General features: G+C 69.5%; 10 protein-coding genes. 3 read left to right on the top strand and 7 right to left on the bottom strand.

Going from position 1 to position 12,773, the window contains the following annotated elements; translation table 11 throughout:
* Positions 1-32: 32 nt before the first annotated feature.
* The 3 genes from RMP06_RS10925 to RMP06_RS10915 are packed head-to-tail and all read left to right on the top strand — an operon-like array spanning position 33 to position 3,902.
* Positions 33-1,496 (top strand): class I SAM-dependent DNA methyltransferase, encoded by a 1,464-nt coding sequence (locus RMP06_RS10925; RefSeq protein ID WP_310461809.1) that lies wholly within the window; start codon positions 33-35, stop codon positions 1,494-1,496.
* Complete coding sequence (locus RMP06_RS10920) at positions 1,493-2,572, top strand: PDDEXK nuclease domain-containing protein (RefSeq protein WP_310461808.1); 1,080 nt, start codon at positions 1,493-1,495, stop codon at positions 2,570-2,572. The genes RMP06_RS10925 and RMP06_RS10920 overlap by 4 nt, the downstream gene beginning before the upstream one ends.
* Positions 2,562-3,902, top strand: a complete 1,341-nt coding sequence (locus tag RMP06_RS10915) for a restriction endonuclease subunit S (RefSeq protein ID WP_310461807.1) — start codon at positions 2,562-2,564, stop codon at positions 3,900-3,902. The genes RMP06_RS10920 and RMP06_RS10915 overlap by 11 nt, the downstream gene beginning before the upstream one ends.
* 42 nt (positions 3,903-3,944) lie before the next feature.
* Here the strand turns inward: RMP06_RS10915 and RMP06_RS10910 are convergent, their stop codons facing one another.
* The 7 genes from RMP06_RS10910 to RMP06_RS10880 form a co-directional block, all read right to left on the bottom strand.
* The gene (locus tag RMP06_RS10910; RefSeq protein WP_310461806.1) at positions 3,945-4,961 is read right to left on the bottom strand and encodes a YeiH family protein; all 1,017 of its coding nucleotides are present in this window, start codon (positions 4,959-4,961) and stop codon (positions 3,945-3,947) included.
* A 9-nt stretch (positions 4,962-4,970) separates the two neighbouring features.
* Positions 4,971-5,795, bottom strand: a complete 825-nt coding sequence (locus RMP06_RS10905) for an AMP-binding protein (RefSeq protein ID WP_310461805.1) — start codon at positions 5,793-5,795, stop codon at positions 4,971-4,973.
* 23 nt (positions 5,796-5,818) lie between these two features.
* On the bottom strand, positions 5,819-6,790 hold the full coding sequence (locus tag RMP06_RS10900) for a quinone oxidoreductase family protein (RefSeq protein WP_310461804.1): 972 nt from the start codon (positions 6,788-6,790) through the stop codon (positions 5,819-5,821).
* Between the two features lie 61 nt (positions 6,791-6,851).
* Entirely contained in the window at positions 6,852-7,841 is a 990-nt protein-coding gene (locus RMP06_RS10895; RefSeq protein WP_310461803.1) for a Bug family tripartite tricarboxylate transporter substrate binding protein, read from the bottom strand.
* Positions 7,842-7,895: 54 nt separating this feature from the next.
* Positions 7,896-8,951 (bottom strand): beta-keto acid cleavage family enzyme, encoded by a 1,056-nt coding sequence (locus tag RMP06_RS10890; RefSeq protein ID WP_310461802.1) that lies wholly within the window; start codon positions 8,949-8,951, stop codon positions 7,896-7,898.
* Positions 8,952-9,019: 68 nt separating this feature from the next.
* On the bottom strand, positions 9,020-9,868 hold the full coding sequence (locus tag RMP06_RS10885; protein ID WP_409050147.1) for a TauD/TfdA dioxygenase family protein: 849 nt from the start codon (positions 9,866-9,868) through the stop codon (positions 9,020-9,022).
* A gap of 183 nt (positions 9,869-10,051) precedes the next feature.
* Positions 10,052-12,706 carry a winged helix-turn-helix domain-containing protein gene (locus RMP06_RS10880; protein WP_310461800.1) on the bottom strand — a complete coding sequence of 885 codons (2,655 nt, stop codon included), beginning with the start codon at positions 12,704-12,706 and terminating at the stop codon, positions 10,052-10,054.
* Positions 12,707-12,773 lie beyond the last annotated feature (67 nt).

Raw genomic sequence — 12,773 nt, 5'->3', positions numbered from 1 at the left:
CGCGCACCAGGCCGTCTTTTCACTGCTGCCCCATGACCCAAAACGACATCGTCCAGAAACTCTGGAACCTCTGCGACGTGCTGCGCGACGACGGCATCAACTACAGCGACTACGTGACCGAGCTGGTGCTGCTGCTGTTCATCAAGATGGAGCAGGAGAACGCGGACAACGGCGTGCTGCAGGCGCACAAGCTGCCGGAGTTCGCGCGCTGGAAGACGCTGCTGGGCCTGAGCGGGCTGAACCTGCTGAACCACTACCGCAGTGCGTTGCTGCAGTTGAGCCAGAGCACCGATCCGCTGATCGCCGCGATCTACGCCGACGCGCAGACCCGGTTGAAGGAGGCGCGGCATCTGGAGCAGCTCATCAAGAGCCTGGAAGGCATCGACTGGTTCAGCGCGGCCAAGGACGGGCTGGGCGATCTGTACGAAGGGCTGCTGGAGAAGAACGCCAGCGAGACCAAGAGCGGCGCGGGCCAGTATTTCACCCCCCGGCCGCTGATCGACAGCATCGTCCACCTGATGCAGCCGCAGCCGGGCGAGACGATCCAGGATCCGGCGGCGGGCACGGCGGGTTTCCTGATCGCGGCCGACCGCTACATGCGCGCGCACACCGACGACTACTTCGACCTGAACGACCGCGACCGGGCGTTCCAGCGCAACCGGGCCTTCCTCGGCATGGAGCTGGTGTCGGGCACGCGGCGGCTGGCGTTGATGAACTGCCTGCTGCATGGCATGGAGGGCGATGACGCCGGGGTGGTTCACCTGGGCAACACGCTGGGCAGCGCGGGGGCGAGTTTGTCCAGGAGCGACATCATCCTGAGCAACCCGCCGTTCGGCACGGCCAAGGGCGGCGGCGGGCCGACACGCGATGACCTGACCTACCAGACCAGCAACAAGCAGTTGGCGTTCGTGCAGCACATCGTGCGGCACCTGAAGGACGACGGGCGGGCGGCGGTGGGGCTGCCGGACCCGGTGCTCTGCGTGGCGGGGGTGGGGGCGGAGATCCGGCGCGACCTGATGGACAAGTGCCGGCTGCACACGATCCTGCGGCTGCCGACGGGGATCTTCTACGCGCAGGGCGTGAAGACCAACGTGCTGTTCTTCCACAAGATCGGGCAGGCGGCCACGGGCAGCACGGACGAGGTCTGGGTCTACGACATGCGGGCGAACGCGCCCAAGTTCGGCAAGCGCACGCCGCTGACGCGGGCGCACTTCGCCGAGTTCGAGGCGGTGTTCGGCGAGGACTGCAACGGCTTCAGCCCGCGCACGGACCAGGGCGAGGCGGGGCGCTGGCGCCGGTTCAGCCGCGAGGAGGTGCGTGCGCGGGGCGACAGCCTGGACATCAGTTGGCTGAAGGACGACAACGCCGAGGACGCCGCCGACCTGCCGGAGCCGGCCGTGCTGGCGCGGGAGGCGATGGACGAGCTGAACGGGGCGCTGGAAGAACTCGAAGCGATCCTGGCGGAGCTGGGTGAGGCTCAGGAGGTGGCGGCATGACGGCGCCCATGCCGCTCGAACCGGCCGCACCGGAGACGCTGCACACCGAGCTGCGCGGGCTGATCGCGGCCAGCCAACAGCGGGTGGCCGGGGCAGTCAATGTCGAGCTGACGAGGCTTTACTGGACGGTGGGCGAGCGTCTGGGGCGCGAGGTGCTGGGACAGCAGCGCGCCGGTTACGGCGAGCGGTTGATGCAGCGGCTGGGCGGACAACTGAGCGAGGAATTCGGGCGCGGGTTTGATGCCAAGAACCTGCACCGGATGGTCCAGTTCGCCGAGGCATGCCCGGATCCGCGGATTGTCGCGACACTGTCACGACAATTGAGCTGGAGCCATGTGGTGGCGATCCTGCCGATCAAGAACACGCAGGCACGCAGCTTTTACTTGGACAGGGCGGCAATGGACGCCTGGAGCGTGCGCGAGCTGCGTCAGCAGATCACACGCAAGGCGTTCGAGCGCCACGCGATCGCGCAGGCGCAGGCCGAGACGGGCGGCGGTGGCGCCGTCGTGCCAGCCGATGCGGCGGCGGTGGGGCTGTCACCGGCGATGGTGTTCAAGGATCCCTACTTCTTCGAGTTCCTGGGACTGCGGGCGGACCATGACGAGGCGGACCTGGAAAACGCCATCCTGCGGCAGATCGAGGCGTTCATCCTGGAGCTGGGCCGGGGCTTCGCGTTTGTGGAGCGCCAGAAGCGCATGGTCATCGATGGGGAGGATTTCCATCTGGACCTGCTGTTCTTCCACCGTCGCCTGCGGCGGCTGGTCGCCATCGAGCTGAAGCTCGGGCGCTTCAAGGCGGCGCACAAGGGGCAGATGGAGCTGTACCTGAAGTGGCTGGACCGCTTCGAACGCCAGCCGGGCGAAGAGGCGCCGATCGGGCTGATCCTGTGCGCCGAGTCGAGCCGGGAGCAGGTCGAGCTGCTGGAGATGCAGCGGGACGGCATCGTCGTGGCCGAATACTGGACCGACCTGCCGCCCAAGGCGGAACTGGAGCGGCAGTTGCATCAGATGCTGGTCGAGGCGCGGGAGCGGCTGGCGCGGCGGGGTGTGCTTTTGGGAAAGACCAATGAAGAATAATGAAATTCCTACTGGCTGGGCACAGGCTGCAACCAGTGATATTTGTCAATTCAATCCCAAGACAGAAATTGCAGATGAAATCATCTGCGGATTTGTGCCCATGCAAGGTTTAGGCACAAAATTCCGCGCCCGCTTGATGGTAGAAAAACGATCTTGGGGCGAAGTAAAAAAGGCTTACACCCACTTCCAGACAGGCGATGTCTTGGTGGCCAAAGTTACCCCTTGTTTTGAAAACGGAAAAGCTGGGATTGCCAGTGGGCTGCCCAATTATATTGGAGCAGGCAGCAGCGAATTTTGTGTATTTCGTCCGTTTGCAGGTATCGACCCCCGGTATTTACTTGGTTGGTTCAGCACGGAAAATTTCAGGCAACGCGCTACAGTTTCCATGACCGGATCGGTCGGATTGAAGCGTGTACCGAAAGACGTTTTCTTATCCGAAAAATTGCCGCTGGCTCCACTGGCCGAGCAAACCCGCATCGCCGACAAACTCGACACCCTCCTCACCCGCGTGGACGCCTGCCGCGACCGCCTCGCCCGCGTGGCGCCCTTGCTCAAGCGCTTCCGGCAATCGGTGCTGGCGGCGGCGACTTCGGGGCGGTTGACGGCGGATTGGCGCACTGCGGGGGCAAATGGTTGGCGAAAAATCAGGCTGGGTGAATTAGGTGAATTGGGCAGGGGAAAATCCAAGCATCGTCCTAGAAATGATTTAAGGCTTTTTGGCGGCGCTTATCCATTTATTCAGACAGGCGACGTTGCGAATTCCAATGGGTGCATAGAACGGCATTCACAAACGTACAGTGAATTTGGCCTACTTCAGAGTAAATTATGGCCTGCCGACACTCTGTGTATTACGATTGCTGCAAATATTGCGGATACGGCAGTGCTTTCGTATCCAGCCTGTTTTCCTGATAGCGTTGTTGGTTTTGTTCCCGATCAATCACTCTGCAAGGTTAAATACATCAAATGGTCGATAGATGTATTGAAAGATGATATTGAGCGCCTTGCTCCGGCGACGGCGCAAAAGAACATCAATCTAGGGATATTGGATGATGTGAAAATAAATCTTCCATCCATCGAGGAGCAAACCGAAATTGTCCGCCGCGTCGAAACCCTGTTCGCCTTCGCCGACCGCCTCGAAGCCCGCCTGAAAACCGCTCAGACCGCCGCCGACCGCCTGACCCCCGCGCTGCTGGCCAAGGCGTTCCGGGGCGAGCTGGTGCCGCAGGATCCGAACGACGAACCGGCGGCCGAGTTGCTCCAGCGCCTGGCCGCGAGCCGCGACGCCGCGCCCAAGGCCAAGCGCGGTCGCCGCAGCGGCGCAACGGCCTGAGCCACGCTAGCCGCAAACCAGGTCATCCCGTCGGATTCCGCCTCACACCGGCCAGCCCCGCAGCGTCAGCACCCCCAGCACCAGCGCCGCCAGGAACACCGTTTCCCCGAACATCAGCAGCACCGGCCGGAGACCGACCGTCGCCAGCTCGCGCAGTTGTGTCTTCATGCCGATGGCGGCGATCGACGCGACCAGACACCAGCGCGACGCCTCGTGGCCCAGGCCGCGCACGACGTCCGGCACGACGCCCGTGCTGTTGATCGCCACCAGCACGGCAAACGCCACCGCGAACCACGGCAGCAGCGGCGGGCGGGTGCCCCCCTCGGCGCCGCTGCGTGCCCGGGTCACCAGCGCCGCGAAGACGATCACCGGCAGCAGCATCGCCACCCGCATCAGCTTGACCAGCGTGGCGACGTCTCCCGTCTGGGGCGAGAGGCTGTAGCCGGCGCCGACGACCTGGGCCACGTCATGGATGGTGGCGCCCAGGAAGATGCCGGCCGGCACGGGCCCCAGGTCGAGCGCCCTGGCGATCATCGGGTAGGCGATCATCGCCAGCGTGGACAGCGCCGACACGCCGATCACGGTGAACAGCGTGGCGCGTTCCTTCATCGGGTGCTGGGGCAAGGCCGCGGCCAGCGCGAGGGCAGCCGATGCGCCGCAGATCGCCGTGGCGCCGCCGGTGAGCAGCCCGAACAGGTCCTGGAAACCCATCAACCGTGCCACCGCCATCGACACGACGATGGTCACCACCACCGAGCCGACGACCAGCGCCACCGGTTCCCAGCCCAGCGCGGCGACCTGCGCGGTCGTGATGCGCAGCCCGAGCAGCGCCACGCCGACGCGCAGCACCTGGCGGGCGGTGAACTCGATGCCAGCGACGCAGCGCCCTTCGGTGGACAGGAAATTCATCGCCATGCCGAGCAGCAGCGCGAACAGCATGACCGGCGCGCCGTAGTGCTCGGACAGGAAGGTGGCGGCGGCGGCCACCACCACGCTGGCGATCAGGCCGGGGCCGAGGCGGTAGAACACGGGGCCGACGGCCGGGAACAGGGCGGGCATGGCAGGCTTTCAGAGGGGCCGGGCATCGCCCGGCGGTTGCACGCGGACGCCGTAGCGTGTGCGGAACACCTGTTCCAGCGCGGGCGGGCAAGGCTCCGGGCCGGTCACCAGCCGCTGCAGCGAACCGAGCCGCAGCCCGTGGGACTCGACGTGGGCCAGCAGCGCCTGCCAGGCGGACGCCGGGCCGATCGCCGCCGTCACGCCCTCGTGTGCGATCAGCCCGTGCAGCGACCGGCCGTCCAGGAACGGCCCGGGCAGCACCAGCCGGGCGGCCGACCCCCAGGTGGCCGACCCCATCGGCTGCACCAGCAGCAGCACGTCGGCCGCGTCAGGGTCCGGGTCCGGGTCACCCGGGCCATGCCGGACCCCGTGCAGCACGCCGTCGCAGGCGCTGTCGAGCCAGTCCTCGTAACACTGCAGCCCGGGCACCCGGGCCTCGACGGGCCGCCGGCTGCGGTCGCTCATCAGCACGAAGCGGCACGCCGTGCGGACCCGCGGCGCCACCGCCTCGACCAGCGGCAGGAAGCTCAGGTCGAAGAAGAGCGCCCGGGCGTCGGCGCGGTCGAGGGCGTGGGCGATCTCCGCCGGGTGCTGCCGCGGGTCGAGCGGCAGCAGCGCGGCCCCGACGGCGGGCACGGCGCAGCACAGCTCCAGGTGGCGGTGGCCGTTCCACGCGAGCGTGGCCACGCGCTGGCCAGGGCCGAGGCCGGCGGCGGTCAGGGCGCCGGCCAGCCGCCGGATGCGCGCATCGAGCTGCGGGCGGGTCAGCCGATGCACGTCCCCTTCGACGCGCCAGGACACCACGCAAGCCTCGGCGATCAGCGGTGGCTGCATGGTCCCGGCCTGCCGTTGCCGTGTCAGGGCACCAGCACGGTCGAGCCGACCGTCTTGCGCGATTCGAGCGCCCGGTGCGCCTCGGCCGCATCGGCCAGCGCGTAGCTCTGCCGCGGCTCGCCGACGATGCGCCCGGCCAGCACATGGTCGAACAGCTCCTGCGCCATCGCCAGCATCTGCGGACGCGGCGTGGCGTAGTGGACCATCGCCGGGCGGGTCAGCCACAGCGAACCCTTCACGGCCAGCAGCGTCGTGTCGATCTGCACCGGCCCGGACGAGGTGCCGTTGCTCACCAGCGTGCCGCGGGGCTGCAGGCTGTCGAGCGAGGCCATCAGGGTGTGCTTGCCCACCGAGTCGTAGACCACCGGCACGCCGCGCCCGTCCGTCAGCTCGCGCACGCGGGTGGCGATGTCCTCGCGGGAGGTGACGATGGTGTGGGTGCAGCCGTGGGCGCGGGCGACCTCGGCCTTCTCGTCGGTGGAGACGGTGCCGATCATCGTCACGCCCAGCGCCCGCGCCCACTGGCAGGCCACCAGCCCGACCCCACCGGCGGCGGCGTGGTACAGGATGGTCTCGCCGCCCCGGAGCGGGTAGACCTGCCGGAACAGGTACTGCGCCGTCATGCCCTTCATCATCAGCGTCGAAGCGGTGCGGTCCGACACGCCGTCCGGCAGCGGAATCAGCACGTCGGCCGGCATGACCCGCACGTCCGCATACGCCCCCTGCGGCCCGAGCAGGTAGCCCACCCGGTCGCCAGGTTGCAGGTCGGTCACGCCCTCGCCGACCGCTTCGACGACACCGACCGCGTCCGAGCCGAGACCGCTGGGCAACGCCGCCGGGTAGCGCCCGGTGCGGACATAGATGTCGATGAAGTTGACGGCGACATAGGTGTGGCGCACGCGGGCCTGGCCGGGGCCGGGTTCGCCGACCTCCACGGCTTCGTGGCGCAGCACGTCGGCGCCGCCGGTTTCATAAAAGCGGATGGCGTGGGCCATGTCATGAACTCCTGGGAACTCTGGAAAAAGGGGATTCAGCGGCCCGGCACGGCCACGGCGGTCACTGGTTGAGCTGGATGTTGAACGCCTTGACGATGGCGGCGTTGCGCTCGTAGTCCGCCCGTACCGACTTCGCCAGCTCCGCCGGACTCAGCGGCGTGTTCGGCTCGAAGCCGGCGGCCACCAGCCGGTCGCGCACCTTGGGCGAGCTGGCCGCCTTCAGCGTGGCGGCACTGATCTTCTCGACAAGGTCGGCCGGCACATTGGCGGACACCACCGTGCCCAGCCAATTGGAGAAGTCCAGCTCCGGGTAGCCCAGCTCGGCCGTCGTCGGCACGTCGGGCAGGTGGTGCGAGCGGGTCTTGGCGGCAACCGCGTAGGGCTGGACCTTGTTGCCACGGATCTGCGGCAGCGAGGTGACGATGCCGTCGAACATGATCGCGATCTGGCCGCCCATGACCTGCTGCAGCGCCGGGGGCGAGCCGGCGAAGGGAACGTGGGTCAGGTCCAGGCCGGCCTTCTGGTTGAGGATCATGCCGGCGTAGTGTGAGCTGGTGCCGGCGCTGTAGGAGGCGAAGCTGAGCTTGCCGGGGTTGGCCTTCAGGTACGCGATCAGGCCCTTGAAGTCCGGCGGCAGGCCAGGCGCGCCGACCAGCACGATCCCCGCCCGCGCCAGCGTGGCCACCGGGCGGATGTCCTTCAGCGGGTCGAAGGCCGTCTTCATCACATGCGGGATTTCGGTGATGACGTTGCTGGCGGTGACCATCAGCGTCTGGCCGTCGGGTGGCGCGGCGTTCATCGCCTGCACCGCCAGCGCCCCGCCCGCGCCGGGCTTGTTGTCCACGATGACCGGCTGTTTCAGGTCGCTGGAGAGCTGCTCGGCCAGGATGCGGGCCACCACGTCCATGGTGCCGCCGGCCGGCGCGGGCACGATCAGCTTGATGGGCTTGTCGGTCCAGGCGAAGGCACTGGTGCCGGTCAATGCGGCGGCCAGTGTCACGGCGAGGGTCGGCAGGTGCTTCAGGGCGGTGCGGCGGGTCAGGGTGCGCATGGGGTGGTCCTTGGTGTGCGGGGTCGAGGATCGGCGGGCGAGCGGTCAGGCGGATCAGGCGTGGTGCAGGAAACCGCGCTGGCCCGGCCGGCGGTTCGGGGGGAAGCCGTTGCGGGCCAGGGTCTCGTCGGCGCTGCCGTAGAACTCGCCGATCCGGTAGATGCGCCGCGCCTCCTGGCCGTCGGCGACCTCGCGGCCACATTCCCGCGCGATGCGCACAAGCTGCTCGATCTGCCGCACGCTGCCCATCTTGGCCTTGCGGTCCTGCTGCCAGAGGTTGTCCTCGTTGCCGCAGCGCACATGCAGGCCCAGCGCGATCGCCATCATGTTGATCGGCAGCACGTTGAGCATCGACGTTTCCAGCGTCAGCACCGCCCCGTCCGGCACCGCCCGCACGAAGTTGGCCAGGTTGTAGAGGTTGGGCGCGTCGAAGCCGCCGCCGATGGCCACCCAGGTCAGGATCAGCGGCACGTTGCACACCCCGCGGCGCATCATCCGCTCGACCGTTTCGAGCTGGGTGATGTTGGCGAGCTGGAACTGGGTCTGGATGCCCTTGGCCGACAGGCGCCGGATGTGCTCCTCGACCCACTCCGGCCCGGCCGGGATGGTCATCTCGCGGTACGCCCTGTACAGCGCCGGCTCGGCCAGCGAGGTGCCGGCGAGGTCGGCTTCGCACATCTGCTCGACCACGTTCATCTGGTTCGAATTGATGGCGATCGTCACCTGGTCAGGCACAGGGGTCAGCTCGGCGAGCATGTGGCGCGTGTCGTCGCTGAGCCACTTGGCGGACTCGCCGTCACCTTCCGGCGCGAAGCTGATCGAGCCGCCGACCTGGATCACCATGTCGGGCACCGCGTCGCGCACACCGGCGATCAGCTCGTTGAACTTCGACAGCCGCTTGCTGCCCTTGCCGTCGAGTTCGCGCACATGCAGGTGCAGCACCGTGGCGCCGGCGTGGTAGCAATCGACGGCTTTCTGGATGTGCTCGGCCATCGTCACCGGGAGGTCTTCGGGGAAGTCGGCGGGCATCCACTCGGGGCCGTAGGGGGCACAGGTGATGACGAGCTTGTCCTGGTTCTCGGGGAAGAGGGATCCGTCTTGGAAATGCATGGCGTGTCCTTGGGCAGCGAGGGCAGAAGGGGTTCTGGGTTCGGGGGCTGGGCGGGCGTGGTGCCGGGTCAGAACGGCGTGTCGCCGACGATGCCGGCGCGTTCCATCTTGCGGTGGCAGGGCGGGTAGTCCATGACCGCGTAGTGCTGGGTCGAGCGGTTGTCCCACATCGCCACGCTGTTCGGCTTCCAGCGCCAGCGGACCTGGTACTCGGGAATCTGCACCTGGCTGACGAGGTAGTTCAGCAGCAGGCTGGCGCCGGGCGCGTAGTCCAGGCCGCAGCGCACGTTGGCCGCAGTGTGGAAGTTGGTGAAGTGGGTGGTGAAGGCGTTGACGAAGAGGATCTGCTCGCCAGTCTCGGGGTGGGTGCGCACGACCGGGTGCTCGGCGTCGGGGAACTGGGCCTTCAGGGCGAGGCGGCGCTCGATCGGCATCGCCGCGCCGAAGGTCGCCTCGATGCTGTGGCGGGCGCGCAGCCCGGCGATCTGTTCCTTGAGGTGCCAAGGCAGCCGCTCGTAGGCCAGCGCCATGTTCGCCCACATCGTGTCGCCGCCCACCGGCGGGCACTCGACGCAGCGCAGCACGCAGCCGAAGGGCGGCTTGTCGCGCCAGGTGGCGTCGGTGTGCCAGCCGTTCTCGTAGCGGTCGTTGGGGGCGTCGGGCGACTTGTAGATGCGCACCAGCCCCGGGTGCTCCGGGTCGCTGCCGGCCACCGGATGGTCTTCCAGCTCGCCGAAGTGGCGGGCGAAGGCGACGTGCTCGGCCCGGGTGATGGCCTGGTCGCGGAAGAACAGCACCTTGTGGCGCAGCAGCAGCGCGCGGATCTCGGCCATCGCCAGCGGGTCACGCGAGGCCGCACCCAGGTCGAGGCCGGACAGCTCGGCGCCGATGGCACAGGTCAGCGGCTCGACGCGGATCGAGTCCGGCAGCGACGCGGCGCGGACGATCGCCGGGGCGGTGAGGTCAGGGGACATGGCGCGGGCTCCTCGGGGGACGCGGTGGACAGTGCTTGACCGCAAGGTTACCCAGCAGCCCTCCCCAAAGCCCCCCCACCGGGGAGGGGGCGCTTGCCTGGGGACAACCCCAGGCCGCGCCGACGTTCAGCCCGGCAGCGGTTCGAGCAGCCCCAGCAGCCGGGCGCGCTGCACCACCTGCTGCCGTGTGCCGGCGTCGAGCTTGGCGAAAAGGTTCTTCAGGTGCCACTTCACCGTCTCCTCGCCCACCTGCAGCGCCCGCCCGATCTCCTTGTTCGACAGGTGCCGGGCCAGCAGCGTCAGCACCTCGCGCTCCTTGGGGGTCAAGGCCGTGCCGTTGGCCGGCGCCATGGTGCGCAGCAGCGCCGGCGCGGCAGGGGGTGGCGCGGCGGCGGGCGCGGTGGTCTGCGCCTGCGCCTGCACCCAGTCCCCGAGCGCCGGATGGGCGTCGGCGAACACGCGGCGCAGGCCGTGGGCGTCGGCCAGCCCGATCGCCTCGTGCAGCAGCGCATCCGCGGGTTCGCCGCAGCGTGCCAGCACCCAGGCGCGCAGCCCGAGCAGCTCGATGTGCTGGCGCCCCAGCCGCACGGCACACGCCACCGCGTCGGCCGCGGTGAAGGCCGCCAGCGCGCCGCGCCAGTCCTGCCGGGCCAGCGCCGCCTGACCGACGGCGAGTTCGCGCAGCAGCGACGTGCTGCGCCACCACAGCGGGCCGTGCGGATGCGTGCGCTGCGCTTCCGTGCAGACACTGTCGAGGCGCTGGCACAGCGTGGTGCAGGTCTCGGTGCGCCCTTGCCGGGCGTGCAGCCGGACCTGCTCGGACAGGCTGGCCACGCACAGCCGGGGCAGGCGGCGCGCCACCCCGACGGCGTGCAGCGCCTGCAGCAACTCCAGCGCCCGGTGCTCGGCGCCGTTGGCCAACGCCACGCGGGCCAGCGTCCGGTAGGCCAGCAGCACGATCTCCGGCAGCGCGCTGTGCTCGATCACGTCGAGCCGGTTGGCCAGCAGCGCGGTGGCCTCGTCGGCCCGGTCGCGCTCCCAGCAGGCCGAGGCCAGCAGCGCTGCCAGCATGCAGGCGAACAGGCTGCGCCGGCCGAGCTGGCCTTCGGCATGGGCCAGCGTCGGGCGCAGCAACTGCTCGGCCAGCAGCACCTGCCCTTCCCACAGGTAGGTCAGTGCCGTGACCAGCTCGCCCCAGCGGTTGACGTACCCCAGCGCGGGTCCGTCGTGGCCCTGGCGCGGCGCCTGCTGCTGGCGCAGGCGGGCCAGCGCCGGGTCGCCGTCGAGCAGCGTGCGGAAGGCGGTGCGGTTGGCGTGGACCTGCAGCAGCAGCGGGTCGTGCAGGGGCGGGTGCTCGGCCCAGGGGTCGTGCAGGGCCGCGAAGCGGTCGGGTTCGTCGGCGAACACGGCCGCGCCGCCGAGGATCAGCGCACATTCGCAGCGCAGCGCGGCGTCCTCGCCCCCCGGCAGCCCCAGCAGGCGCTCCACCAGCCGGCCGGCCTCGTCGTGGCGCTCGCTCAGGGCCAGCGACCAGGCCGCGGCCAGCAGCAGGCGGGGGCGCCGCTCGACCTCTTCGGCGGGCAGCCGGGCGAGCCACTCCAGCACGGTGCCCTGGCGACCGAAGGCCATGAAGGATTCGTAGAGGCTGCGCTCGGCCAGTTCGCAGGCCAGCGCGGGGTCGCCGCAGGCGTAGGCGTGGCGGGCGGCGGCCTCGGGCTGGCCGTGCGCGGCGAGCCAGGTCGCCGCACGGGTGTGCAGCGTGGTCTGCACCGCCACCGGCAGCGCGGCAAACCGCTCGCGCAGCGCCTCGCGGGCCAGCCGGTGCATGCGCAGCCAGTCGCCCTGCTCGTCGAGCAGGAACACCGGTGTGTCGCGGGCGAGCCGGGCCAGGCGCTCTTCCGCCCCGGCGTCCGGCAGCAGGGCGCGGCACAGCGCCGGGTGCAGCGGGTCGAGCAGCGCCACCCGGATCAGGAATTCGGTGTCGGCCGGATCGAGCTTGTCGAGCAACTGCCCCACCAGCGCCTCCCGCAGCAGCGGCGCCCCGCCACCGCGCAGGTCGGCCCCCGTGGCCTGCACCGACAGCGCGAGCTGCAGGCCCAGCGGCCAGCCCTCGACCTGCTCGTGCAGCCAGGCGGTGGCATCGGCGCCGAGGCCCCCGCCATGCAGCCGCACCAGCTCGATCGTCTCCTCCAGCCGCAGCCGCAGCGCCGACGCCCCCAGCCGCACGCACAGGCCGTAGTGGATCAGGTCGTCGATCTCCACGGCGCCATCCGGCCGGGCCGCGACGATGCAGCGCAGGTTGGCGGGCAGGTTGCGCAGCAGGTAGGCCAGCGCGTGGCGACCTGCCGGGGGCAGCCGGTCGGCCTCGTCGATGAGCAGCACCAGGTCCAGCGCGGTCTGGGCCACCTCTGCCAGCCACACCGTCATCGCGGCCAGGCCGTCCGGGTCGTGGCGGCCGTCCGCCCCCTCCAGCAGCGTGTGGCCGAAGGTGGGCCGCCCGGCGCCGATCCGCACGGCCAGGGCGAGCGCCTGCACCAGCCGCGCCGGCTCGTCGCGGGACTGCGCGGACAACCACGCCACCGCACGGCCGTGGGAAAGGTGTTCGCGCCGCCACTGCGCCAGCAGCGCGGTCTTGCCGAAGCCGGGCGGGGCCTCGACCAGCAGGATCGGCGTGTCGCGCAGGGCTTCGCCGTCGACCCGCCACCGCTGGCGCACCACCAGGTGGCGCGGCGCCCGCGGGGGCATCACCTTCAGCAGCAGTTCATCGGCGGCAGTGGACACGTTCGGGGACAGCGTGGGGGCCAGGGCATGGTAGCGCCCAGCCCGGACTTTCCCGAAGCTGTCACGA

Source organism: Sphaerotilus sp., assembly GCF_031429695.1.
GTDB lineage: Bacteria > Pseudomonadota > Gammaproteobacteria > Burkholderiales > Burkholderiaceae_C > Sphaerotilus.
The sequence above is the reverse complement of the archived record's forward strand: the minus strand, read 5'-3'. Positions and strand labels throughout refer to the sequence as shown.